22 protein-coding genes are annotated in these 24,487 nt (G+C 74.7%); 9 read left to right on the top strand and 13 right to left on the bottom strand.

All coding sequences use genetic code 11. The annotated features are described in order from the left end of the window. Window positions 1-8: 8 nt before the first annotated feature. Window positions 9-581, bottom strand: a complete 573-nt coding sequence (locus ACWDD9_RS18525) for a hypothetical protein (protein WP_449812069.1) — start codon at window positions 579-581, stop codon at window positions 9-11. A 130-nt stretch (window positions 582-711) separates the two neighbouring features. Then, window positions 712-1,251: a CGNR zinc finger domain-containing protein gene (locus tag ACWDD9_RS18520; RefSeq protein ID WP_449812068.1), complete on the bottom strand. Its 540-nt coding sequence runs from the start codon at window positions 1,249-1,251 to the stop codon at window positions 712-714. 152 nt (window positions 1,252-1,403) lie between these two features. Between ACWDD9_RS18520 and ACWDD9_RS18515 the strand changes: the two genes are divergently transcribed. After that, complete coding sequence (locus ACWDD9_RS18515) at window positions 1,404-2,642, top strand: MFS transporter (RefSeq protein ID WP_449812067.1); 1,239 nt, start codon at window positions 1,404-1,406, stop codon at window positions 2,640-2,642. Between the two features lie 9 nt (window positions 2,643-2,651). Continuing rightward, on the top strand, window positions 2,652-3,617 hold the full coding sequence (locus tag ACWDD9_RS18510) for a DUF2510 domain-containing protein (protein ID WP_449812066.1): 966 nt from the start codon (window positions 2,652-2,654) through the stop codon (window positions 3,615-3,617). Window positions 3,618-3,821: 204 nt separating this feature from the next. Here ACWDD9_RS18510 and ACWDD9_RS18505 read toward each other — a convergent pair whose 3' ends face one another. The 5 genes from ACWDD9_RS18505 to ACWDD9_RS18485 form a co-directional block, all read right to left on the bottom strand. After that, on the bottom strand, window positions 3,822-4,310 hold the full coding sequence (locus tag ACWDD9_RS18505) for a hypothetical protein (protein ID WP_449812065.1): 489 nt from the start codon (window positions 4,308-4,310) through the stop codon (window positions 3,822-3,824). Then, complete coding sequence (locus ACWDD9_RS18500; RefSeq protein WP_449812064.1) at window positions 4,307-4,852, bottom strand: hypothetical protein; 546 nt, start codon at window positions 4,850-4,852, stop codon at window positions 4,307-4,309. The genes ACWDD9_RS18505 and ACWDD9_RS18500 overlap by 4 nt, the downstream gene beginning before the upstream one ends. Before the next feature lie 136 nt (window positions 4,853-4,988). Next, on the bottom strand, window positions 4,989-6,566 hold the full coding sequence (locus tag ACWDD9_RS18495) for a hypothetical protein (RefSeq protein ID WP_449812063.1): 1,578 nt from the start codon (window positions 6,564-6,566) through the stop codon (window positions 4,989-4,991). A 79-nt stretch (window positions 6,567-6,645) separates the two neighbouring features. Further along, a complete protein-coding gene (locus tag ACWDD9_RS18490) occupies window positions 6,646-7,461 on the bottom strand; it encodes a leucyl/phenylalanyl-tRNA--protein transferase (protein WP_449812062.1) in 816 nt (271 codons plus the stop codon). Then, window positions 7,458-10,937: an amino acid adenylation domain-containing protein gene (locus ACWDD9_RS18485; RefSeq protein WP_449812061.1), complete on the bottom strand. Its 3,480-nt coding sequence runs from the start codon at window positions 10,935-10,937 to the stop codon at window positions 7,458-7,460. The genes ACWDD9_RS18490 and ACWDD9_RS18485 overlap by 4 nt, the downstream gene beginning before the upstream one ends. A 231-nt stretch (window positions 10,938-11,168) precedes the next feature. Between ACWDD9_RS18485 and ACWDD9_RS18480 the strand changes: the two genes are divergently transcribed. Beyond that, window positions 11,169-14,342 (top strand): putative bifunctional diguanylate cyclase/phosphodiesterase, encoded by a 3,174-nt coding sequence (locus ACWDD9_RS18480; protein ID WP_143204623.1) that lies wholly within the window; start codon window positions 11,169-11,171, stop codon window positions 14,340-14,342. A gap of 12 nt (window positions 14,343-14,354) precedes the next feature. On the opposite strand, the gene ACWDD9_RS18475 is transcribed toward ACWDD9_RS18480, so the two are convergent. Both ACWDD9_RS18475 and ACWDD9_RS18470 read right to left on the bottom strand, forming a co-directional pair. Beyond that, entirely contained in the window at window positions 14,355-14,588 is a 234-nt protein-coding gene (locus tag ACWDD9_RS18475; protein WP_049650998.1) for a helix-turn-helix domain-containing protein, read from the bottom strand. A gap of 110 nt (window positions 14,589-14,698) precedes the next feature. Then, the gene (locus tag ACWDD9_RS18470) at window positions 14,699-15,010 is read right to left on the bottom strand and encodes an ArsR/SmtB family transcription factor (protein WP_449812060.1); all 312 of its coding nucleotides are present in this window, start codon (window positions 15,008-15,010) and stop codon (window positions 14,699-14,701) included. Between the two features lie 160 nt (window positions 15,011-15,170). Here ACWDD9_RS18470 and ACWDD9_RS18465 point away from each other — a divergent pair, with 160 nt between their 5' ends. Continuing rightward, window positions 15,171-16,739, top strand: coding sequence for an MFS transporter (locus tag ACWDD9_RS18465; protein ID WP_449812098.1), 1,569 nt, complete (start codon window positions 15,171-15,173; stop codon window positions 16,737-16,739). A 60-nt stretch (window positions 16,740-16,799) separates the two neighbouring features. Here the strand turns inward: ACWDD9_RS18465 and ACWDD9_RS18460 are convergent, their stop codons facing one another. Next, complete coding sequence (locus ACWDD9_RS18460; RefSeq protein ID WP_449812059.1) at window positions 16,800-18,602, bottom strand: CocE/NonD family hydrolase C-terminal non-catalytic domain-containing protein; 1,803 nt, start codon at window positions 18,600-18,602, stop codon at window positions 16,800-16,802. Between the two features lie 146 nt (window positions 18,603-18,748). After that, window positions 18,749-19,588, bottom strand: coding sequence for a helix-turn-helix domain-containing protein (locus tag ACWDD9_RS18455; RefSeq protein WP_369808286.1), 840 nt, complete (start codon window positions 19,586-19,588; stop codon window positions 18,749-18,751). Between the two features lie 212 nt (window positions 19,589-19,800). On the opposite strand from ACWDD9_RS18455, the gene ACWDD9_RS18450 reads away from it, so the two are divergent. The 4 genes from ACWDD9_RS18450 to ACWDD9_RS18435 all read left to right on the top strand — a co-directional run bounded on the left by ACWDD9_RS18450 (window position 19,801) and on the right by ACWDD9_RS18435 (window position 22,966). Next, entirely contained in the window at window positions 19,801-20,478 is a 678-nt protein-coding gene (locus ACWDD9_RS18450) for a CPCC family cysteine-rich protein (protein WP_449812058.1), read from the top strand. Between the two features lie 107 nt (window positions 20,479-20,585). Then, window positions 20,586-21,677 carry a hypothetical protein gene (locus ACWDD9_RS18445; RefSeq protein WP_449812057.1) on the top strand — a complete coding sequence of 364 codons (1,092 nt, stop codon included), beginning with the start codon at window positions 20,586-20,588 and terminating at the stop codon, window positions 21,675-21,677. A 24-nt stretch (window positions 21,678-21,701) separates the two neighbouring features. After that, on the top strand, window positions 21,702-22,568 hold the full coding sequence (locus ACWDD9_RS18440) for a DUF3592 domain-containing protein (protein ID WP_449812056.1): 867 nt from the start codon (window positions 21,702-21,704) through the stop codon (window positions 22,566-22,568). Between the two features lie 32 nt (window positions 22,569-22,600). Next, window positions 22,601-22,966, top strand: coding sequence for a hypothetical protein (locus ACWDD9_RS18435; protein ID WP_449812055.1), 366 nt, complete (start codon window positions 22,601-22,603; stop codon window positions 22,964-22,966). Here the strand turns inward: ACWDD9_RS18435 and ACWDD9_RS18430 are convergent. Next, entirely contained in the window at window positions 22,953-23,336 is a 384-nt protein-coding gene (locus tag ACWDD9_RS18430) for a VOC family protein (protein ID WP_449812054.1), read from the bottom strand. The two genes, ACWDD9_RS18435 and ACWDD9_RS18430, sit on opposite strands and share 14 nt — an antisense overlap. Window positions 23,337-23,534: 198 nt before the next feature. Between ACWDD9_RS18430 and ACWDD9_RS18425 the strand changes: the two genes are divergently transcribed. Next, window positions 23,535-23,876: a hypothetical protein gene (locus ACWDD9_RS18425; protein ID WP_074004125.1), complete on the top strand. Its 342-nt coding sequence runs from the start codon at window positions 23,535-23,537 to the stop codon at window positions 23,874-23,876. Window positions 23,877-23,985: 109 nt separating this feature from the next. Here ACWDD9_RS18425 and ACWDD9_RS18420 read toward each other — a convergent pair whose 3' ends face one another. Next, complete coding sequence (locus ACWDD9_RS18420; RefSeq protein ID WP_449812097.1) at window positions 23,986-24,483, bottom strand: N-acetyltransferase family protein; 498 nt, start codon at window positions 24,481-24,483, stop codon at window positions 23,986-23,988. Window positions 24,484-24,487: the final 4 nt, after the last annotated feature.

Below are 24,487 nucleotides of genomic sequence, written 5' to 3'. Positions count from 1 at the left end.
CCGGGCCCCTACTGGTAGTCGTCCATCAGCTCGCGGTCCACCGTCATGGCGGCCCGGTCCAGGGCCGGCAGGCCCAGGTGCTCGCAGATCAGCGCGGTGAGCCGCTGCTCGTGGTCCGGGCTCTCGGCGAACTCGCCCCCGATGCCCAGCCCGGCCGCCGTGACGAGGGGGGCCAGCGCGTTGGGCCAGCGCTCCCCGACGTGCTCGGCGCCCTCGTAGTCGACGCATGAGGAGATCCGGCCGTCCCGGTAGTGGTACGCCTTGGGGCCGTGGGCCTTGACGATGCAGGGGTTGGGCACGAACACCACCAGTTCGGCGCCCTCGGGGCAGAGCCCGCGGTAGTCGATGTCGTCGTAGTCGTTGCGGGACGGGTTGAGCATGGGGTGCACGATCACGCCCCACTCACCGGGCACCGGCTCCTCGCCCCGGGCGAAGGGCGGACGGTGCCGCGCGGTCAGCCCGTCGGCCACGGCGGCCCGGGTGGTTCCCCGGAAGTACACCAGGACGGTCTCGTCCTCTCCGTAGCCCTGTCCTTCCAGCCAGTCGATGGGGCCCCGGTGGATCCAGTCGTAGTCGGTCATGATCGACACCGTAGCCCTCGGCACCGACACGGCCGCCGGGACGGCCCTGGGGCGGCCCTCGGAGCGGCCCTCGGAGCGGCCGGAGTGGGAAGTCGGCCCGGCCGACTTCCTGCTCCCGAGGCCGGGACGGTCACGCGCGGGCCGGGCCGTTCGCCGGCCGCGCCGCGCGGCGGTGCCGGCGGACGGCGTCGCGGTTGGCACAGCGCTGGGTGCAGTAGCGCTTGCGGCCGGTCCGGGTGGTGTCGGCGAAGACGGTGGCGCACTCGGCGACGGCGCACCGGCCGAGTCGGTGCATGCCGCGGCCCACCAGGTGGAAGGCGGTGCCGACGGCGATCAGGGTGGACAGCACGGCGCCGAACGACTGGTGGTCGTCGCGGTAGTGGAGGTGCCAGCCGCCCGTGTGGTCGGTCAGCCGGGGGTGGGCGGCGTCGGCGGCGAGCATCCGGTTGAGCCGCGCGGCCCGTTCGCGGTCGTCGGCCGCGTCGACCACCGACTCCCAGGTGTCCAGCAGGGCCAGGATGCGCGCCAGGTCCGCCGGCCGGACCGGCCCGTCGACCACCAGCCCGGCCGCGCGGCAGCGGTCCGCCAGTTCCTCGGCGGTCCCGGGGCGCCGGTTGGCCAGGGCCGCGGCCAGGTGCACGGCGCTCTCGCCGTAAGGGTTGAGGTGCATAAGACCATGACAGCAGGCTGCTGGGCATGCGTCAGCACACCGACACCGGAAAGCCTTCCGCTCCGACGACTTCCACCTCACCGACTTCCGATCCGACGACTTCCGCACCGGCGGCTCCCGGGGACACCGCCCGCCCGCTCCGGTACCGCTGGGTGGTCCTGGCCGTCGCCACCGTCACCCAGGCCGCCTCCGGCTTCTTCGTGCAGGGCATCGGGGCGATGGCCGTTCCCCTGCAGCACGCACTGGACCTCAGCACCAGCCAACTCGGCCTGCTCCTGTCGGCCTCCCAACTGGTGCCGCTGGTCGGCCTGTTGGTGGCCGGCGAGCTGCTGGACCGGTACAACGAGCGCTGGGTCGTCGGCCTCGGCGCCGCCGTGGTCGCCGCGGCCCTGCTCCTCGGCAGCCTGGCGCAGGGGTACGCCTCCCTGCTGGCCGTCCTGCTGGTCGTCGGCGCCGGGTACAGCACCGTGCAGCCGGGCGGCAGCAAATCGGTGGCCTCCTGGTTCGACCCGGCCCAGCGGGGGCTGGCCATGGGCGTCCGCCAGGCCGGACTGCCGCTGGGCGGGGCGCTCGCCGCCGCCGTACTGCCGCTGGTGGCCGTGGCGTACGGGTGGCGGGCGGCACTGGTGGTCGGCGGGCTGGTCGCGTTCCTGGGCGCCGGGCTCTTCGCGGCCCTCTACCGGCGCCCGCCGACCGCCCCGCCGGTACGCCCCGCTCCCGCCCCGGCTCGCAATACCCCGGGCCCCGTGGCACCGACGGCCTCCGTCCGCGCCCGGCTGCGGATCCTCCGTGAACCGGCCATGGCCAGGCTCCTGTTCTCCGGCCTGGCCCTGGTCTCGGTGCACAGCGGCATCGGCGTGCTCGGCGCCCTGTACCTCCACGACGTGACGGCCCTCGGCCCCGGCGCCGGCGCCGCCGTCCTGGTGGCGGTCCAGGTCGCGGGGGCGGTCGGCCGGATCGCACTGGCGGCCTGGAGCGACCGGAGCCGCGCCGGGCGGTACCGGCCCGTCCTGGTCTGCCTGGCCGCGGTGGTGGCCGGGCTGGTGGTCCTGACGACGCCGGCGGGCCGGTCCCCCACCGCGGCCGCCGTCCTGTTCACCTGGCTCGGCTTCTTCGGGATCGGCTGGTACGGCCCCTGGGTGGCCCACCTGGCGGAGTCGGCGCCGCCCGGCCGGACCGGTTTCGCCCTCGGCCTGGTCATGGCGGTCAACCAGGTGGCCGTCGTCGTGGTCCCGCCCGCCCTCGGGCTGCTCCGCGACACCACCCACGGCTTCACCGCCGCCTGGGCGGCCCTCGCCGCGACCACGGCCGTGACCCTCGCGGCCACCGCCCGCCGGGGTGCCGGTGGGCACGGCACCCCTCCCCGGCCCGGGCGGCACACCGCCGGGTAGCGTACGGCCGTGAGCAACGAGACGCCTCCCGGGTGGTACCCGGTCCCCGGCCCGGACGGCGCCCCGGGCCACGAGCGCTGGTGGGACGGCAACGCCTGGACCGGCGACGTCCGGCCGGCCCAGGGCGCCTACGGCTACCCGGGCCAGGAGGCGTACCCGGCGCAGCAGGCGTACCCGGCCTACCCGGCTCACCCGTCCCAGCAGGCCTACCCCGGCGCGGGCTACGGACAGCCCGGCCCCGGCTACCCGCCCCCGACCCCAGCTCCCAAGCGGGTCAAGCCCGGCGTGCTCATCAGCATCGCGGTCGGCGTCCTGGCGATCGGCGGCAGCGTCGCCGGGATCGCGCTCAGCCGCGGCGGCGACCCGGCGGCGGACCCGACCACCGACCCCACCGTCCCCGTCACCAGCAGCACCGGCCCGACGACCAGCCCCACCCCCGCCCCGAAGCCGTCCACGCCCAAGCCCGCCCCGGTCCTCCGGAGCACCGTCGCGGACAAGCAGCACTCGATCACCCTGCCGCTGTTCGAGGGCTGGGAGGTCTCCGCGACCGACACCCCGCAGTGGTCGGTCTACCTCGGCAGCGGCCGCTACACCTGCGCGAACGGCAAGGCCTGCATCCGCGGCCGGTTCTCGGTGGAGAAGAACACCGTCCAGGGCGACACCCCCAAGGCCGCCGCCGACGCCGCCATGCCGACGGTCGCCAAGCAGATCTTCAGCGGCATGGCCTCGCAGACCGACTACGGCTCGGGCACCATCACCGTGGCCGGCGTGGCCGGGTACGCGACCCGCTGGCACATCACCAACACCGACGGCACCCAGGGCTTCGTCCTGCTGGCCGCCCTCCCCGCCAAGGGCGGCGGCTACGTGGTCTTCGACGGCGGCGTGGACGAGGACCCGGCCGCCCCGGACGTCTCGGTGCTCGACCAGATCCTCCTGGGCGTCAAGAAGGACGACACCCCGACCAGCGGCACCTGACGCACCGCTCCGGGGCGCCGCCGGCCGCCCGGTTCCACCGCCGTGGGGCCAGGCCGCCACAGCGTTCGACGCAGGGCCGACAGCCATCCTCGTCCAGGGCCGCCGAAGCGTGGGCCCACTCGGACACCGACGCTCCGGAACCCACGACAGCCATCCGCCACGGCGGACGCCACAGGACCACCCGACGCGGGCACCCGCCTCCGGCTACGCCGGTTGATCGCCCGGGAGTTGGTCCGGCGGCGAGGGGGGCGGGAGGGGGCGCGGGCGGGCGGCGGGGCGGTCGCTGCGGCGCAGGACGAAGACCACCGGCAGGGCGATCAGGCTGGGCCCGGCGAGCAGGCCGGCCAGCCACTGGCGGCCGTCGAGGCCGACGAGCACCGAGCCGACGAGCATCCCGGCGGCGAGCACGAAGCCGGCCACCAGGCCGCCGACGTAGAGCTGGTGGGCGCGCTGGTCGCGGCGTTCCCGGGCCGCGATCCGGGCGCGCTCGGTCGCGTGCTCCTCCCTGAGGCGGACCGTTTCGAGGGACGCCCGATGGCGCTCCCTTGCCGTCTCCCGGGTGTGCTCTCGCTGGAGTTCCAATTCGAGGTGCTCCAGGGCCACCCGCAGGTGCTCGGGCGGGAGTTGGGCCCACTGGGTGGCGATCTCCAGGGCCGTCGGGCGGCGGAGGCGGCCTTCCTCGGGGGTGGTCACCGGTCGTCACCTCGGGGTGCGGGGGCGGACTGGTCGGGGCCGTGGGCGACGCCCGGCGGCGGGCCGAGGCGGAGGAACAGCCGCTCCAGGCCCGTGGCGACGGTCTCGGCGGCCGCCGGGGTCAGCGGGTCCTGGGCGTACTCGTGCAGGGGACGGTAGCGGGAGGCGGCACCGCTCCCGACGATCACCAGGTCGTCGTCCCGCCCGGTGGAGTCGATCCGCTCCGGGAGGACGGCGCTTCCGGCGACGGGGCCCTTGACGACCGGCGGGCCGGCCGGGTCCCCCATCTCCCAGACCACCGAACTCTCCGGCAGCGGGGCCGCCCGGCCGGGCGCCGACCCGGCCGCGGAGCGGGGCGCGCCCCACGAGGCGACATCCCCTCCCCGCCCGGCCCCGCTCCCCCGCCGCCGCGGCCACAGGACCGCCAGCAGCACCAGCACGGCCGGCCCCGCCGGCACGGCCGCCCACCAGCCGATCCCGGTGGCGGCGTACAGCGTCAGCGACACCGCCCACACCAGGGCGACCGAAACGCCGTAGGCCACCTGTCTGTTCCGCATCCCGCCCCCGCACCCCCTCCGACCGGTTCGAACTCAGGCCCGAGCTTCGACCCGAGCCTACCCACGACGAGGGCCCCTCGACCGGACAACCCGGTCGAGGGGCCCACGAAGTGACGTCCGATCAGCTGTGCTGCGGCGCGGGCAGCGTCGCCGATCCCCCGAGCAGCGGCCACTCCCGGTGGAAGGGCGGCAGCGGCAGCTTGCCCTCGATGATCGGGGTGCCGAAGACCTTCAGGTGGGCGAGCAGCGAGCCGTTCAGGTCGACGCCGCCGACCAGCGACCAACTGCCCTGCACCTGCGGCGGGTTGCCGGAGGAGTCGGCGACCAGCGAGCCCTCGGCCTGGGCGCGCAGGTAGGGGGCGACGGTGGCCTCCACGCCGACGGTGTCGTACAGGCCGAGGCTGATCTCGGCGCCGAGCGCGGCCCGCACGCCCGCCTTGCCGTTGAGCCGCACGTGCACCGGGGTGACCTTGGTCTCGGCGTTGGTGACCGGGGTCCAGCCCTTGCCGCCGGTGTAGTCGGCGCGGACCGCCCAGGTGCCGGTGGCGTCCTGCTCCGCCTCCAGGTGGACCTGGCCGTCGGCGCTGACCTCCAGGTAGCAGGTGAGGCCGAGGTTGACGACCACCGGCAGGCCGGCGACCGTCAGCACCGGGCTGGCCTGCAGCTTGGCGAAGGGCACCCGGATGGGCGCCGCGCCGGTGCTGCGGGCGGCGTCGCCGGTGACCTTCCACTGCGCGTGGGCGCCGAGGTCGAAGCCGATCGAGGCGGTGCGCGGACTGCCGGCCGCGGCGCCGTGGTAGGCGAAGTGGACGGCCGGGTGGAGCTGGAGCGAGCCGGAGGCGTCGAGGCTGGCGCCGTCGGGCAGCGGGACGGGGGCCTTGAGGTTCACCTCCAGGGTGCCGGAGGCGTCGGCCTGGACGCCGTTGCCGGTCAGGCCGGCGGTGGCCTTGAGGTCCTTGACCAGCGGGGTCACCGTGATGCCGTGCGGGTCGACGGGGACGTTGCCGTCGGCCTCGGTGCCGCCGAGGAGTTCGGCCAGGGTGGCCGGGCGGGTGGTCAGGGCGAGCGTGTTGCCCGCTCCGGGGCGGACGCCGGTGACGGCGACCAGTGCGCCCTGCGGTGCGGCGGCGGTGGGCGGGCTGGCGATCAGCTGCCCGGGCTGGACGGCGGCGGTGGCCGCACTGGGGGCGGCGCTCGGAGCCGCGCTCGGTACGGCGCTCGGCACGGCACTGGGAGAAGCGCCAGGAGCGGTGCCGGGGACGGCACTTGGCGAGGTCGGGGCCGTGGCGCCCGGCCCCGTCGCCGACAGCACCGCCGTCCCGCCCGCCGGGTCGTACGCCGTCAGCTGGAGGTTCTTCGTCGCCGCCGTGACGGCGCCACCGTCCTTGCCGGGGCTGCCGATCGCGGCCTGCTGGTCGCCGGCGGGCGCGGCGGTGACGGGCGCCTTGCCCGGGGTCGGACGGCCGGTGGCGGGACTGGCCGCTCTGGCGTGCGGGGTGGCACCGGCGGGCCGGGCGGCGGCGGCCGGGCTGCCCCCGGCGGCGGTCGCGGCCGGGTCGGCGACGGTGGCGGCGGCCGGTTCGGCACCGGCCTGGGTGGCGCCGGGGTCGGTCGGCCCGCACGCGGTGGCCCCGGCGAGGATGAGGGTGAGGGTGAGGACGGCGGGGCCGGAGGCCCTGCCTATGGAACTTTTGAACACGCGGCGTCATGTTACTGACGAGGAATAAGTTTGTCGAAGACAGGCCAAAAAAGCCAGCCCGATCAGGTTTAACCACAGGTCAGCGGAGGCGTGCCGATTCTCCCAGCCGCGCCGCCGGCAGCGGCGCCCCGTCCGGGACCACAGCGGAAGCCCCACCCCCGCCCGACAGCTCCGCGAGGTACCGCGAGCGCGCCATCGGCTCGGCCCCGAGGCTCCGCACGTGCGGCCCGTCCCACTGGGCGTCGAGCAGCCGCCCGCCCGCCGCGCCGAACCGCGCCCCGAGGTCGGCGACGGCGACCCGGGCGGCGTCCGGGCGGCGGTGGAACATCGAGTCCAGACTCAGCACCGGCCCGACCGCGATCCCGAACACCCCGCCGATCAGCTCCTCCCCCTCCCACACCTCCCCGCTGTGCGCCGCCCCCAGCTCGTGCAGCCGCACCAGCACCGCCGCCAACTCCTCGGTGAGCCAGGCCGGTTGACGACCCTCGGCGCACGCCGCCAGCACCCGCCCGAAGGCCCGGTCCGCGCTCGTCCACCACGTGGACCGGTTGCGCAGCCGCCGCGCCAGCCGGCTCCCGAGCCGGACGCCGTCGGGCGCGATCACCGGCCGGGGGTCGGGCGACCACCAGGCGAGCGCGTACGGGTCCGCCCCGCCGGGCAGCAGCGCCACCTCGCCCGCCTCGACGGCGTCCCCGTACACCGCCTCGTTGTACGCGCTCGCGTAGACGTCCGCCGCCGGCAGCGGGAACAGCCCGCGCCGGTACGCCGCCAGCAGCCCGCCGGGGCCGAGCGCGCCGAGCGACCCGCCGAAGGCCACCGGGCCGTCGCCGGGCCCGTGCCGCACGTCCAGCGCGCCGAGCACATCCAGTGCTTCGAGCGCCTCGGAGGGGCTCACGGCGACGCCGCCCGCAGGAAGCCCTCCCGCTCCAGCCCCGCCAGGTAGTGGTCGATCAACCCCGCCTCCACCGGCGGCAGTTCGATCCCGCTCCCGGCCAGCGCCGCGTCCGCGTTCGCCCGCTCGAACAGCGGGAACGTCGGCCGGAAGTACATCTCGCTGACCGACAGCTCCGACCCCGGCGCGCGGTCCACGAACAGCGGGACGAACGGCGCGATCGGGTGCGTCGGGTTCCCGGCGGCGAACCGGACCAGCCGCCGCACCCAGTCCCCGTACGGCAGCGGGGCGATCCGGTGGCCGCGCGCCCGCAGCCGCTCGGCGAGGTCGGCGAGGGTGCCCGGGCGCGGGGAGGTGAGGTGGTAGACCTCGCCGGCGGCGGGTGCGTGGGCGGCGATGTGCGCGATGGCCCGGGCGAAGCGGTCGGCGGGGACGAAGTCGAGCAGCAGCCGCACGTCCGGATAGGTCCCGCTGTCGGCCAAGTAGGCGATCAGCGCGCACAGTTCGGTGCCGGTGTTCATCGCCCCGGACGCGAGGTCCCCGGTGACGTCGTTGGTGCGCAGCACGGTGACCGGCAGCCCGGCGGCGGCCGCGTTGTGCAGCAGCTGTTCGGCGACCCACTTGCTCTCGACGTAGCCGACGCCGAGCCGTTCGGGGTGGGCGAGCGGGGTGCGCTCGGTGACCTTCGGGACGCCGGCCGCGCCGAAGCCGGCCAGCACGGCGAGGGTGGAGAGGTAGTGCACGGGGATGCCCCGGCTGTGCCCGGCGAGCCGGACGACCTCCCGGGTGCCGCCGACGTTGGCCGCACGCAACTGGTGGTACGGGTAGAGGAAGTTGACCTGTCCGCCGAGGTGGTGGATCGCGTCCAGGTGCCCTGCCAGCCAGTCGAATTGACGGTCCGTCAGGCCGAGCTTCGGTCGGGTGAGGTCCCCGACCAGCGGCACCACCCGCCGGTCGGCGAGGTCCTGCCGCAGGAAGCGCTGCCGCGCCGCCCGAAGCCGTTCCAGCGCGTGTTCCTCGTCGGGCGCGCGGACCAGGCAGTGGATGCGCGCCCGGGTGGTGGCGAGCAGCGCGTGCAGCAGGTGGGCGCCGCAGAAGCCGGTGGCGCCGGTGAGCAGGATCTCGGCGGGTTCGGCGCGGGAGGGCGCCGGGCTCCAGGACTGCCGGAGGTCCTCGGTGAGCCGGGCCTCCGCGAACCAGTCGACCGCGGCGTCCCGTACGGCCCCGGCGGGGGTGTCCGCGCGCGCCGCCGACAGCGCCGCCGCGAAGGCGCGCAGGACGGGCTCGCGCAGCAGCGCCCGGGTGAGCGTGCGCACCTGCCCGACGTCGATGCCGAGCAGGATCCGGGCCCGCGCCAGCATCTCCATCGCGAGCAGCGAGGTGCCGCCGAGCGCGAAGAAGTCGCCGTCCGGGCCGATGTGTTCGACGCCGAGCAGCTCCGCCCACAGCTGTCCGACGGCCGCCTCCAGCGCCCCGGCTCCGGCGGGGTCGGGTGCGGGAGCCGGCGAAGGGGTCGACGGGGGAACGGGAGCCGACGCCGGGGAGCGCACCGGCGCGTGCGGCAGCCGCCGCCGGTCGATCTTCCCCGCCGCCGTGAGCGGCATCGCCTCCAGCGGCACGAACTCGGCCGGCACCAGGTACTCCGGCAGCCGGTCGGCCAGGAACGCCCGGAGCCCCGGCGCCCCGACGGCCGTCCCGGAGGCGGGCGTGTAGTACGCGGTGAGCGTGCGGCTGCCGTCGGCCGCCTCACCGTCGGCCGCGACCCGGGCCTGTCGGACGCCCGGGTGCGCGGCCAGGACGGCCTCGACCTCGGCCGGGTCCACCCGGTGCCCGCGCACCTTCACCTGGTCGTCGAAGCGGCCGAGGATCTCCAGCTGCCCGTCCGCCCGCCACCGCCCGGCGTCGCCGGTGCGGTACATCCGCTCGCCGGGCAGCGGCGCGTACGGGTCGGGCAGGAAGGACTCGGCGGTGAGCCCGGCCTGCCGCCAGTAGCCCCGGGCCAGACCGGGCCCGCCGAGGTGGATCTGCCCCTTCTCCCCGGGCCGGACGGGGCGCAGCCGGGCGTCCAGCACGTGCACCCGCACCCCGGGCAGCGGCCGTCCGATCGGCACGGGCGCGGCCGGGGTGCCGCCCGCCCCCGCGGAGCTTCCGCCGCCCCCGTCGAGCAGCTCCGCCGTGACCTCGCAGAGCGTCGAGGTGACGGCCGCCTCGGTGACCCCGTACGCGTTGAGCAGCCGGGCGCCCGGCAGCCGCTCCAGGCAGTGCCGGCAGTCGGCGGCGTGCACGGCGTCCCCGCCGACCACCACCAGGCGCAGTCCCTGGGGGCCGGGCCCGCCAGGCGGGAGCAGGTCGAGCAGGTGGTGCCAGTAGGCGGGGGTGAGGTCGGCGACGGCCAGGCCCAGCCCGGGCAGCCGGCCGGCCAGCTCGGTGGGCGCCCAGGTGCCGCCCGCGCCGCCGCCCCCGCCGAGCACCACCGTCGCGCCCGCGAGCAGCGCGCCGAACGCCTGCTCCAGCGCGGTGTCGGAGCCCAGCGCGGCCAGGTGCAGGACGCGTTCGCCGGGGCGCAGCCGGTAGGCGTGGACGATCCGGTCGAGGGTGAACAGCAATGCGCGGTGGGTGACGGGGACGCCCTTGGGGCGGCCGGTGGTGCCGGAGGTGTAGATCAGGTAGGCGAGGTCGTCGGGGACGGCGCCGTCGTCCCCGGCGAAGAACGCCCCGGGGTTCAGGGGCTCCCCGCCGTCCTCCGGCCCGAGCACGGACACCCCGAGCACGGACGCCCCGGGGACGGACACCCCAGGGGCGGACACCCCCAGGACGGACGCCCCAGGCGCCTCCGGGAACCCGTCACCGTCCGCGACCACCACCCGCGCCCCGCAGTCCTCGACCAGCCGGGCCAGTCGCCGCGGCGGGTGGGCCGGGTCGAGCGGCAGGAAGGCCCCGCCGGCCTTGAGCACGGCCAGCCAGGCGGTGACCAGGCCCGCCCCGCGGTCCAGGCAGACCGGCACCACCTGCTCCGGGCCGGTCCCGTGCGCCCGCAGCGCGGCGGCCAACCGGTCGCTGCGCAGGTCGAGTTCGCGGTAGCTCAGCGTGGCGTCCGCGGCGATGACGGCGACCGCGTCCGGGTCGTGCGCCGCCCGCGCGCGGAACAGCCCGTGCACCGTGTCCGCGAATCCGGCGACGGTGTGCGGGAATCCGGCCGACGGGTCCGCCGATCCGGCCGTCGGGTCGGCGATTCCGCCCGCCGCCCGCCGTACCGGGGCGCCGTCGGGGAAGCCCAGCCCGGCCGGGCGCCACTCGCGCTCCACCCAGTCCCGGCAGTCGGCCCGTCCGGCCGGCCCGTGGACCTGCTGCCAGCCGGCCGGGACGGTCAAGTCGCCCGGCCAGATCGCATACTGACCGTTGCCGTTGCGGACCACGGCGTGACGGCCGGAGCTCGCATCCGTTCGTACGCCCTGTGCGCTGTCTACTGCGTCGTCCACCGGCTTGACCTCGTGCTGTGGCGGCAGAATGCTGGGGAGTGCGACATTTCCGACTATACGCACTCCTGCCCCGTCGAGGACGTCCGGTCGCACCCCCCACCGGACGCCTCGCTGCTGCGCGAAAGCGCTCATCCGCCCCACCCGGACCGGCTCCTACGCCCGGCCCGTCCCGTCCTCACCCGAACTCCCCCGCCCGACCGGCGGGGTGATGTCGTGGAGGAGGTAGCCTCGTTGACTCGCCGGCGACAACACCTGATGGTCTGTTACCTGCTCTGGATGGTGCTGTTCACCGGCATCTACTACGCGAATCCCGGCCAGCGGATCATCTGGTGGACCGGCATCGGCCTCGGCGGCGTCGCCGCCATCGTGGTCGGCGTCCGCCTCAACCGTCCCGCGCACGCGCGCTACTGGTACGTGCTGGCGCTCGCCAACCTCAGCTTCACGGTGGGCGAGGTGGTGCAGGCCGTCCAGCTGGACATCCTGCACGTGCCCAACCCGTTCCCGTCCGTCGCGGACGGCTTCTACCTCGCCGAGTACGTGCTGTACGCGGTCGGCGTGCTGGGCTTCATCCGCTGGCGCACGGCCCGTCAGGACCGCGCCGGGCTGCTCGACGCCCTCGTCCCCACCATGGGGCTGGCCCTGCTCGCCTGGATCTACCTGATCCTCCCGTACGCCCGGAACCCGGACCTCGACTGGTTCCAGAAGGCCGTCTCGATCGCCTACCCGCTCGGCGACGTGGTCGTGCTCGCCCTGCTGCTGCGGCTGCTGACCCCGCGCGGCGGCAACTCCCGCTCCCTGCAGCTGCTCGCCGTCGGCTCGCTCGGCATCATGGTCTCCGACGTGCTGTACGGGCTGATCCAGCTGCACGGCACCTGGCACATCGGCACGCCGGTCGAACTCGGCTGGGCGGCCTTCTACACCGCCTGGGGCGCGGCGGCGCTGCACCCGTCGATGGTCGAGCTGACCCGTCCGGTGCCCACCCAGCAGCCGGACCTGAGCACCGCCCGGCTGGTGCTGCTCACCCTGGCCTCGCTGATCGCCCCGGCGATCCTGATCATCGAGGCGCTGGCCGGCAACACCAGCAACGCGGGCGTGATCGGCGCCTTCTCGGCGGTGCTCTACCTGCTGGTGCTGGCCCGGCTGGCGGTGGTCGTCTCCGCCCGCAGGCAGGCCGTGGCCCGCGAGCGGGCGCTGCGCGAGGCGGGCGCCCGGCTGACCGCGGCCGTCACGGTGGGGGAGGTCGCGGACGCCGTCCAGTCCGCCGCCTCCACCCTGATGCCGGCCGAGGCCGGGCACGTCGCCCTGCTCTCCGTCGCCGAGGCCGGGGTGCTGCACGTCCGGCACGCCGGGAGCGACACCCCCCGGCCCACGCCCGGGGACACCGCGCAGTCCGACCGGGTGCTGGAGCTCGCCACCGCCCGGGAGACCGTGCTGCTGCCCGTCGGCTCCCTCGGCCTGGACCCGGCCGCCACCCCGGCCGACGGCGGACTCCTCGCCCGCCTCGGCGGCATGCCGTACGCCCTGGTCTGCCCGCTCACCCTCGCCGAGCGCCCCTCCGGCGACCCGCTGATCGGCGCGCTCGTCGTCACCGGGACGGAGCAGGAGCTGGCCGGCCTCTGGAGCTCGCTGGAGATCCTCGCCGCGCAGGCGGCCCTCGCGGTCGAGCGGGTGGTACTGAGCCGCGAGGTCACCCAGCGCAACAGCGAGCTGTACTTCCGCACCCTGGTGCAGAACGCCAGCGACGTCATCCTGATCCTCGACGCCGACGACGGCGTGCGCTACGCCTCCCCGTCCGCCGCGACGGTGCTCGGCCGCCCCGACCTGGCCGGCACCCCGCTGACCGACCTGGTCCCGCCCGAGGACAGCCGGGAGGTCGGCAAGGCGCTGGCCCGGATGCGCGGGACCGCCGAGCCGCCCCGGGGCGAGCAGCCGCGCGAGCACTGGCGGCTGCTGCGCCAGGACCGCACCCCGATCGAGGCCGAGGTCCGCTCCGACGACCTGCGCGCGGACCCGACCGTCGGCGCCCTGGTGCTCACCCTGCGCGACGTGACCGAGCAGCGGCAGATGGAGCGCGAGCTGACCCACCGGGCCTTCCACGACTCGCTGACCGGCCTGGCCAACCGGGTGCTGTTCCAGGACCGGGTCGGGCACGCGCTCTCCCGGGGCGAGCGCAGCGGGGCCGTCACCGGGGTGCTCTTCATCGACCTGGACGACTTCAAGGTGGTCAACGACACCCAGGGGCACGCGGTCGGCGACGAGCTGCTGGTCGCCGTCTCGCTGCGGATCTCCACCGCGCTGCGCGCCTCGGACACCGCCGCCCGGCTCGGCGGCGACGAGTTCGCCGTCCTGGTGGAGGACGCGAGACGGCCCGCCGACGTGGACACCATCGCGTCCGGGGTGCTGGCGGTGTTCGCCGAACCGTTCAAGCTCACGTCGGGCACGGTGCGGGTGACGGCCAGCATCGGTGTGGCGACCACCGAGGACAGCGTGGACGCGACCGAGCTGCTCACCCACGCCGACCTCGCGCTCTACTCCGCCAAGGCGGCCGGCCGCCGCCAGTGGCGCCACTACCGGCCGGCCCTCCAGACCGGCATGGTGGAGCGGCACGAGCTGAACGAGCACCTCGACTCGGCGATCGCCGAATCGGCCTTCCAGCTGTACTACCAGCCGATCGTCGACCTGCGCACGGGCGATCTGGTCGCCTTCGAGGCGCTGGTCCGCTGGCCGCACGACCGGCGCGGCATGGTGCTGCCCGACGAGTTCATCGCCCTCGCCGAGGAGAGCGGCCAGATCGTCCCGCTCGGCGCCTGGGTGCTGGAACGCGCCGCCCAGGAGGTCGCCGCCTGGCACGCCGCGAGCTCGGCGGCGCGGACGGCCGCCGGCCGGCCGCCACTGCGGGTCAACGTCAACGTCTCGGCCCGCCAGTTCCGCGACGCCGGCTTCGTGGACGTGGTCCGCCGGGCGCTGGCCGCCACCGGCATCGACCCCCACACCCTCGTCCTGGAGCTCACCGAGTCGGTGCTGATGCGCCGCGACGACCGCGTCCACGCCGACATGGCCACGCTGTCCGGACTCGGTGTCGGCATCGCCATCGACGACTTCGGGACCGGCTACTCCTCGCTGTCCTACCTGCGCGAGTTCCCGATCTCCCTGCTCAAGATCGACAAGTCCTTCATCGACGGCCTCGGCCACTCGCCCCAGCAGTACGCCCTGGTCGAGGGCATCACCCGGATCGCCGACACCCTCGGGGTCCAGGTCATCGCCGAGGGCATCGAACACCCCGACCAGCGCGACCTGCTCGCCGCCATGGGCTGCCCGCTCGGCCAGGGGTACCTCTTCGCCCACCCCATGGACTCCCCCCACGCCCGCGCCCTGGTCCGCCGGACCTCCTACGAGCCGGTCTGAAATCCTCCCCGGCTACACCTTCCGCAGGGCGCGCGACAGCACCGTGAGCAGCGCCAGCGTCGGCCTCGCATGCCCCGCCTCGACAGCCCGGACGTCGGCCTCGGCGAGGCCCGTGCGAACGGCGAGGTCGGGGAGGGTGAGACCGAGGGCGGTGCGGCGGGCCCGGACGGCGCGGGCCAGGGCGTCGGCGGGGTCGCCGTCCGGGTGGGCGGGGAAGTCCTCGATCAGGGGGCGCGCCAGATCCACCGAACTCTCCTCATCGGCCTGCGGGGCGCACAGTTTGACACGCCGTCAGCCCTGGACGGCCCCAAGCGGAGGTCAAGGTTCCTTGACCTCCGCTTGGGCCTCCCCCGCCGTCAGGAGTCGGTGCGGACCAGGTCGAGCAGCCCCGGAAAGCGCTGGTCCAGGTCCTCGCGGCGCAGCGTGGCGGCCCGGCTGTTGCCGCGGTCGACCTGGCGGATCAGGCCGGACTCGCGCAGCACCCGGAAGTGGTGGGTGAGGGTGGACTTGGAGACCGGGAGGTTGAAGGAGGCGCAGGTGCGCGCCGCCCCCTCGCCCTCCCGCAGCAGGGCCGCGACCACGCCGTAGCGCAGCGGGTCGGCGAGCGCGCCCAGGACGGTGCGCAGGTCCATCTCCCCGGTCGAGGGGTGGCCTTCGGCGTCGGGCATCGGTTCCTCCTCCGCAAGGTATGGGTTGCATCGTACCTCGGCGCCGTGACAGCTTTAGGTTCGATCAAATCCGTACCTGGCCACCCCGTGGCCGGTTCAAGCCTGGAGTCACACCCCCTTGAGCACGCAGCCCACACAGGCCGCACAGCCGACGCAGGCCATGCCGGCCGCGCCGTCAGACGCCCCCGACCAGCGGCGACGCCCCGCCCACACCCCCGTCCTCGCCGCCGTCCTCCTCGCGGTCTTCGTCGTCCCGATGTCCATCTCCGGCACCGCGGTCGCCCTCCCCCGGATCGGCGCCGGCACCCACGCCGACCTCGCCCCGCTCCAGTGGGTGGTCAACGCCTTCAACGTGGCCTTCGCCTGCTTCACCCTGGTCTGGGGCTCGGTCGCCGACGTCATCGGCCGGGCCAGGGCCTTCGCCGCCGGCGTCGCCCTCTACGCGCTCGGCTCGCTCGCCAGCGCCGTCGCCGCCGACGTGCTCTGGCTGGACGCCGCCCGCGCCCTCACCGGCATCGGCGGCGCCGCGATCTTCTCCTGCGGCGCGGCGATCCTCTCCACCGTCTTCGACGGCCCGGCCCGCGCCCGGGCCTTCGCGCTGTTCGGCACCGTCGCCGGGGCCGGCGTCGCCCTCGGCCCGTCGCTGGCCGGCGTGCTGGTGCAGGGTCTCGGCTGGCGCTGGGTGTTCGCGGTGCACGCCGTCGCCCTGGCGTTCGTCCTGCTCGCGCTGCCCGCGATCGCCCGCGCCGTGGCCGCCACATCCGCCGGCAGCGGCGGCACCGGCGAGGGGCGGATCGATGTCCCCGGCAGCGCGCTGTTCGTGCTCGCCATGGTGCTGCTCACCACCGCCATCGTCCAGGGCTCCCAGTGGGGTTGGGGCAGCGCGGGCGTGCTCGGCCTGTTCGCCGGCGCGGTCGCCGTACTCGGCGTCTTCGCGGCCGTCGAGCACCGCAGCGCCCACCCGATGCTGGACCTCGGCCTGCTGCGCGACCGCCGCTTCCTCGGCCTCTGCCTGGTGCCGGTGGCCGCCTCCTTCGGCTTCGTCACCGTGCTCACCTACCTGCCGAGCTACCTGACCGCCGTCACCGGCCGCGGCACCGGCGCCGCCGGGCTGCTGATGCTGCTGCTCACCGCACCGGTGCTGGTCCTGCCGATGCTCGCCGCCAGGCTGGTCGCCCGCGGCGTGCGCCCGCTCACGCTGGTCCTGCTCAGCCTGGCCTGCCTGGTGGCGGGCGACCTCGCCCTCACCCTGCTCTCCCCCTCCGCCACCGTGCTGCTGCTCGCCGCCCCGATGCTCATCACCGGCGCCGGAATGGGGCTGTCGGCCGGCCTGGTCGACGGCCAGGCGCTGGAGTTGGTCGACCCGGCCAAGGCCGGCATGGCGGCGGGCTTCCTCAACACCCTGCGCCTGGGCAGCGAGGCCGTCGCCGTCGCGGTGTACGGCTCCGCGCTGGCCACCGTGCTCGGCACCCGGGTCTCCGACGGCATCGGCGCGCACCCGGATGCCTCCCGGGCCGGCGAGGTCGCCGACCGGGCGGCCGGCGGGGACCTCGCGGGCGCCACCGAACTCTCCGGCGCCACCGACCACCGCGCCTTCACGGGCTTCCTCACGCACGCCTACGACTCCGCCTTCCACTCCGTGCTGTGGGGCCTGGCGGCCGTCGGCGCGCTGCTCGCCGTCCTCATCGCGCTCCTGCTGCGCGGCTCCACCGCCAGGACCACGGCCTGACGGACGCCGACCGGCCCGCCGCCACGAGGGCGACGGGCCGGGGCAGGAGCGGCGGGCGGATCAGCCCAGCGGCAGCTCCAGCCGGGACTCGTTCCCGCTCGGCGAGCCGATGGTGACGGTGCCCTGCTCCGCGGCGTAGGAGTACAGCTGGTCGCGGCTGTTGACGACCAGCGCCACCCGGTGGCCGACCGGCACGTCGTACGCGGCCGGCTGGAGCTGCCAGTCGACGGTGGTGTCCTGGCCAGGGGTCAGATCGAGCACGGTGTACGGCTCGTGGGTGATGATCCGCGCGGAGCCGTCCGGGGCCACGTCGAACAGGTACGCCACCAGCGTGGCGGCCTCCTCGGTGCTGTTCACGGTCAGCCGGACCGACGCGGCGCCCCGGATGCGGCGGGCCGTCTCGCCGCTGCCGGTCAGCGGATCGGTCGACCAGACCAGCAGGTTCTCCCGCTCGAACTCGGCCAGGACGTACTTCCGGGGGTTGCCCGTCCACTCCTTCTGGCCGGTCTTCAGGACCTCGTCCACCGCGGTGGCCTTGGTCTCCAGGCCGGCGGTGAAGCTCCGCGACCAGCCGGCGTTCTGCTTGTCGGCCAGCGCGCCGTCACCGTCGCCGTTGACACCGGTGAGGTACCAGGCCTCCGTGCCGGCGGTGACGTCCGCCCACGAGTCGTGGCCCTCCCGGCGGGCGGCCTCGGTGATCCGCTGCCCGCCGCCCAGCACCGGCTTGGTCTTGTAGGTGAACATCACCTGGCTGGTCACCTGCCGGCGGTTCGGCGCCTCGTTGTCGGCGCCCAGCAGGTGGTGGTCCAGGAACTCGTAGGCCTCCCGGAGGGGCTCCGCCAGACCGGGGAAGGGCAGGTGGGTCAGCAGGCCGGACAGGCCGGCGCCCTCGGGCGCGCCGTGGTCGCCGATCCACAGGTTCAGCTGCTTCGGCACGTTCAGCCGGTTGAACGTCTCGATCACCGAGGAGGCCGGGAAGAGGGTCTCGTGCCAGGTGTTGGAGACGAAGGTCGGGATGCCGCGCGCGTTGGTGATGTCGGCGTAGGCCTCCGGCGAGCGCTCGGTGCCCCAGGCGACCACCTCGTCGAGGTTCCGGCCGGTCGCGAAGCTGTCGAGGATCTCCTGGGTGACCGCGTCGAACTTGTCCTCCTTCTCGCCGCCGGTGAAGCCGATCAGCAGCTCGACGGCCTTCACGTGCCGGGTGCCGTTGGCGTAGAGGCTGGTGGCCAGGTTGCCCCAGGTGCTGAGCGCGACCACGGCGGCCACCCGGTTCGCCGGGTCGTGCGCGGCGACCAGCTGGCTGATCCCGGAGCCGTAGGACTCGCCGAGGAAGCCCACCCGGCTCGGCTCGAAGTGCTCCATGGCGTAGTCGATCACCGTCGACCCGTCGGCCCAGTCGTAGGGCCCGGCGACGTCGACGTGCCCCTCGGAGGTGGAGATCCACCCCGGGAAGCCGAGACCGCGAGGGGTGTAGGCGAGGACGTGGTAGCCGCGCTGCGCCAGCTTGAGGTACGCGTACACGAAGGGCAGCCAGCCGACCGGGCTCCAGCCTGCGGGCACGATCACCACGGGGCGCGGCTGGTCGCCGTTCAGCTTGATGGAGAACGCCGAGAGACGGACGCCGTCCCCCGAGGTGATCCTGGGCACGCCGATCGTGGCGATCCGCCGCACCGCGGCCACCAACTCCGCGAGCTCCGGCGGGAGCTGGACCGTCTCGTCGCCCTGGAGGGCCGCCAGCAGGCCGTTGCCGAGGTCGATGACGGCCGGGTTGACGGTGGCGGCGCCCGGGCCCCAGAGGCCGTTGTCGGCGACGGAGGCCAGCGTCGCCTCGGTGATCGACGGGGAGGAGTTCGGCTCGGTCATGCGGAATCACCCTTTCCTGAACGGATTATCGAACGGCTTCCTGATCAGAAGAGGGGTCGGCGAAACTGACGAACCGTCGGATTCGCTCGGACCGGTGATTCATGGGTGACTTCCCCCGGCAATTCCCAAACCGTGGTAAGGCGATGTCATCCGATCGAGTCCACCGCCGAGGCGATCAACTCCCGGGCCCGGTCCCCGTACACGGCCGTACCGGACAACTTCTCGAAGGCGTCCAGGTAGTGGGCGACCTCGCGGGGCCGGGTGACGGTCAGGCTCGCCGTGAGGGTCTCCACCTCCACCTGCTCCTCGTCGTAGACGCTGAAGGTCTCCAGCGGCCACACCTCCCGCTCCGCGCCCGCCGGGACGATCCCCAACGAGACGGCGGGCAGCGCGGTCGCGGCCAGCAGGTCGTCCAACTGCCCGCGCATCACCCCGGCGTCCCCGATCCGGTGGCGCAGGACCGACTCCTCCACCAGCAGGGCGAACCGCCGCCCGCCCTCCCGGACGATCCGCGAGCGCGCGAGCCGGGCGTCGACCGCGTCGGCGACGTCGTCGGGGGTGCCGTGGAAACGGGTGATGGCGGAGAGCAACGCCGTTGCGTAGCCCCGGCTTTGCAGGAACCCGGGGACGAGGGAGGAGCTGTACACCCGGAACACCCTGGTGCGCTCGAACAGCGGTACGTAGGAGTTCTGCAGCCGGGTGAGCCCGGTGCGCTGGAGCCGCCGCCACTCCACGTACATCGACTCGGCGGAGCGCGTCGCGGCGATGAGGTCGGCCGACTCCTCCTCCGCCCCGCAGAGCCGGCACCAGGTGCGGATGTCCTCGTCGGACGGCGAGGTCAGCGCGTTGATGATCCGGGAGGACTTGGAGGGGTGCCAGCCGGCCCGGAGCGCCAGCTCGCGCCCGTTGAACCCGGCGTCGCGGCACAGCTCGCGCAACCGGTCGGCGACCTCCTTGCGGACCGCCACCGCGCTGCTGGACGGCATGACTGAGGGCATGGTTCACCTGCCTGGGAATTGTCGGGGTGGACGGCGCACTCCCCGTGCGGCTCCTACCGAGAAGCGTAGCCGCGCACCGCCGCCGCCCCCGAGCCGATTGCACACAGTTGCAGCGGAGTTGGGGAGCAGAACGGAAGGCTGACGAACGGCCGCGCGAAACCGGGTCGCCACGCACCGGGACGGCGGGCCAGACTGCCGGGGTGGACACTCGTCGGCCTTGCCCCTGCTGCGGCCATCTCGTCTTCGACGTCCGGGAGGGGTGGCCCGGTTCGTCCGTCGTCTGCCCGGTCTGCTCCTGGGAGGACGACCCGACCCAGCTCCGCCGGCCGCTCCTGCCGCGCGGCGCCAACAGCGTCTCGCTGGTGCGGGCCCAGCGGAACGTCCAGGAGTACGGCGCCTGCGACCAGCGCGGCCGCCGCTTCGTCCGGCCGCCGACGCCCGACGAGCCGCTCGACCCCGCCTGGCGGCCCATCGACCTGGCCACGGACGTCTTCGAGGACCGGGCGGACGAGGAAGGCCGCCCCTGGCCCGAGGACCGGTCGGTCTGGTGCTGGTGGCTGCCGTCCTTCCCGGGCGCCACCGAGGACCCGACACCGAGCGTGCCCCGCCTCGTCACCATCGACGTCGGATCCGTCCGCGACGAGAGCGGTCTCCACGCCGTCCTGAAGCGCGAACTCGGCTTCCCGGCGTTCTACGGCAGGAACTGGAACGCCTTCTGGGACGCGATCACCGGCCTGGTCGCGATGCCCCGCGAGCTGCGCTTCACCGGCTGGGCCGAGCTGGAGCGCGAGGTCCCGTCCTCGGCCGCGCCGCTCCGCAGCCAGCTGGCCGAATTCGCCACGGCCGAACGGGACTTCACGGTCGTCTACGACGAGTAGCCGACCGAGGCCGAAGCCCGTCCGGCAGGGCCCGTCGCGAGCAACTCCCCACCGGTGACGGCACAAAGGCCTATCGGCCGGCCCCTCAGCCCGGCACAATCACCGGTATGACGATCACCCCCGGCGTGCCGCCCAGGCGCAACCTGCCGATCGCCCTCGCCCGCAGTTTCCTGACGGGTGGCGTCATCGGAGGCTCGCTCGCCGGGCTGGTCGTCGGCGTCGTCCTGGAGAATGTGCCGCTGCTCGTCGGCGGCCTGGGCGTGCCGATCGGCTACGGCCTGCTGTACCTCCTCGCCGGCTGGCCGCGGCGGGCGCGGGAGGCGGCCGTCGTCCCGCGTACCGCGCTGGCGGTGGTCGAGAGCCGGACCGTCCCCGAGGGCCAGGTGACCGACCGGGCGGTGCGGTTCGACCTCACCGTCGTACCGGACGACGGGCCCGCGTTCCGGGTGGAGCTCACCCAGGACATCAACGTCGCCGACCTCCCCGACTACGTGCCGCGCACCGTCCTGGTGGTCCGCTACCCGCCGGACCGGCCGACGGACATGCGGATCGTGAAGCGGCCGACCCCGGAGTGGGAGGAGCGGGCGGCCGGAGCCCGACTCGACTCCGCACCCGCGGCGACCAGGCTGAGCGAGCCTCCCGAGAGCCGTGCCGTCGGCTTCGTCGGGCTCCTCGGCCTGCTGCTCGCCGCCACGGCCGTCGTCTTCCTGTTCCGCGCGGACCTGTTCGAGCAGCAGCCCGCCGAACCGCCGTCCTCCTCGGCGGACCCCTCGGTCTCCTCCTCGTGGTCGGCCGAGGTGGTGACGGGCGGGTCCGGCACCGTCGTGCTCGGCGCCGGCCAGTCCTTCCTCGACGACGGCGCGTTGGGCCGGTCGATCGACTCGGTGACCCGGAACGGCGAGTACGGCCCGGTGACCACCCTCCAGGTGACGGACAACCTGCTGGCGGTGACGTTCTCCTCGGCCGGCACGAAGGCCCGCGAGTTCGACCCGAAGTCGCTGCCCTACGAGCGGTTCCCCGCCCTGGTCGAGGAGGCCAGGACCACCCTCGGCGTCCACGCCCCGCAGACCTGGAGCATCACCGTCCTCCGCACCGACGGCCCCGTCACCATCACGGTCAGCGTGACCGGGCCCGGGGGCGCCGCCGTACTGGAGGCGGACGGGCAGGGCCGGGTGCTGCGGCGCACCTCGGCGCACTGAACCACGGACAGGAACGGGACGCAGATGAACTGGCACGGAGTTCTGGCGCTGTGGTGCGGGGCGTTCGGCCTCGTCGCGCTGGTCGGGTACGGGCGGTCGCTGGCCGGCCTGACCCGGGCGCAGCGGACGGTACGGGTGACGGGGCGGATCGAACGGGTGCGGGAGCCTCGGAACGGGAGCTCCCAGGAGGACGGGATCGCGGTGGTCGTCCGCTTCCGGGATCCCTCCACCGGCGAGGAGTTCGTCGTCACGAACGACACCGGGACCGGCGACCTGATCACCACGGCCTGGGTGGGCCGGGAGGTCGGAATCCGCTACCGGCCGGGGAGACCGCACGCCTTCCGGTTCACCAACAGCCCCCAGGACGGCGGGCGCGGGCTCGGCCTGCCGAACTCCGCGGTCCTGCTGATCTACGTCGGGCTGGTGGTCGTCGCCTCGATCGACTGGGGCTGGCCGTGGGCCCTGGTCGCGGTCTGCGGGCCGCTCACCGTCCTCACCGCCTTCCATCTGCCCGGGGAGCGGCGGCGCATGAGGAAGCGTCTCGCCGAGCTGGACGCCATGGCGTCCGCGACGGGCCGCGTCATCGCCGTCCTCAGGACCGTCGAGACCGACGCGGACGGCGACCTCCGCACCAGCCGGACGCCCGTCTACTCCTTCACCACCCACGAGGGAACGGCCGTCACCGGCTACCAGCCCTCGTACCTGTCCGACACCACCGCCGCGTACGGCCAGGATGTCGTGATCCACTACGCGCCCGACAACCCGGCCGACTTCACCCCGGCCCTCGCCGCCACCCGGGGGTCCGTGGAGGCGAACCTCGGCTGCGCGGTCCTGGCCCTCGTCATCCTGGCCGCGGCGGCGGCCGCGGGAGCGGTCCTGCTCTCCCGGTAGCCCCCGGCACCCCGGCCCCCGTCGCCGCCGGAGTGGGAAGTCGGCGCAACGGCGCGCCCTGGGCCCTGGTCTGGCTCGAACGGCACGGCGTCGACTTCACCGCCGTCCTCGCCCTGGCCGGGCTCGCCATGGCCTGCGCCCTCGCTTGGCCATGGGGACGGCGCCTCCCGCGCCGGCCGCTGCTCGCCCTGGCCTGCGCGGGGACGCTGCTGGTCCCGTACGGCCTGCTCACCGCGCTGCTCGCCCTCACCGGGGAGGGCGGCGGCGCGGCGGCGCCGATCACCGGGTGGGTGGCGCCGGCCGGGGTCGGGGCCTTCCTGGGGATCGGGACGGCCCTGGGCGTCGGGGCCTGGTCGCGGCTCCGGCCGCGGCGGCGCACGGGCGTCAGGGGTTCGTGACGGCCCGGTCGGAGTCGCTGCGCAGCACGCAGAACTCGTTGCCCTCGGGGTCGGAGAGGACGGCCCACCCCGAACCGTCGGGGTTCCGGTGGTCGCCGACGAAGGTGGCGCCGAGGCCGAGCAGCCGCTCCACCTCCTGGTCGCGCGAGGTCTCGGGCCGCAGGCACAGGTGGACCCGGTTCTTGACCGTCTTCGCCTCGGGCACCTGGTTGAAGTACAGCACCGGCCCCTCCGCCAGCAGCACCTGCGTCTCCCGGTCCCCCGGCCGGCAGTCGGGGTCCAACGGCCGACCGGTCACACCACTCCAGAACCGCGCCAGCTCATAGGCGTCCGCACAGTCGATCGCCACGTTCTGCAACACCGAAACCATGCGCGCGAGTCTCCCCGATCCCCGCGCCGGACGCCACCGGGTCGCGCCCGCTCCCCGCACCCCCGCCGAGGGCGGGACCGGCCCGTGAGGAGCGGGCCCGCCGACGGCCCTGACCTGCGGCGATACGGCCCGGGTGCAGGCCCTCACGGACGTGCCTACGGTGGAGGGAGTAGCCCAGAGCATCCAGGAGGTTACGTTATGACTTCCGACAAGAAGCCCGTCCAGCTCACGGCACGCACGGTGAGCGGCCACGTGGTCGCCAACGCACCGATCAGCGGCGACTTCGAGGCCACGCTGACCGACACGGACGGCAAGCCGATCGTGGGGCGGCAGATCACCTTCTACAGCACCGCGAGCGGCCAGCGCGTCGGCTCCGCGACCACCGACCAGAGCGGGATCGCCAAGCTGAACTCCGGCTCCAAGATCCTCGATCCGGTCATCGTCGCCAGCACCCTCACCACCGGCTGCGAAGCACGGTTCGAGGGCGACGACGAGTACCAGGCGGCCTCCGCCCACGCCGGCACCGCGGTCGGCGTGTAGTCGGCGCCGTACCCGGACACGTGCGGAGTGGGAAGTCGGCCCGGCCGACTTCCCACTCCGCGCCACCCGCCGGACGGCTCTTCGGACGGCGATTCGGTCAGCGATGTGCTCAACCGACCGTAGGACTGCGGCGTTCGAGGAGGACCACGTCGCGCCACCGGCCGTCGCGCCGGCCGATGCGCTCCCGCGTCCCGACGACCCGGAACCCGGCCCTGGCGTGCAGGGCGAGACTGGCCGTGTTCTCCGGGAAGATCCCCGACTGGATCGTCCAGATCCCGGCCCGCTCGGTGGAGGCGATCAGCGCCTCCAGCAACGCGGCGCCCACGCCCCGCCCCCGCGCTTCGGGGTGGACGTAGACGGAGTGTTCGACCACACCCGCGTACGCGCACCGGTCCGACACCCGGGCCACGGCGGCCCAGCCGAGCACCCGGCCAGGCCTGTCCCCGTCTCCGTCCCCATCCCCGTCGAGGGCGACGAAGCGGTGCTCGGCCAGGCGCGCGGCGTCGAACGCCTCCCAGCTCGGCGCGGCGGTCTCGAAGGTGGCGTCGCCGCCGTCGATCCCGAACCGGTAGATCGCCAGGACCTGCTCGGCGTGCGCCGCCGTCATCGCG

This window comes from Kitasatospora sp. NPDC001119, assembly GCF_053598475.1.
This window is presented reverse-complemented; position numbering and strand designations above follow the sequence as displayed.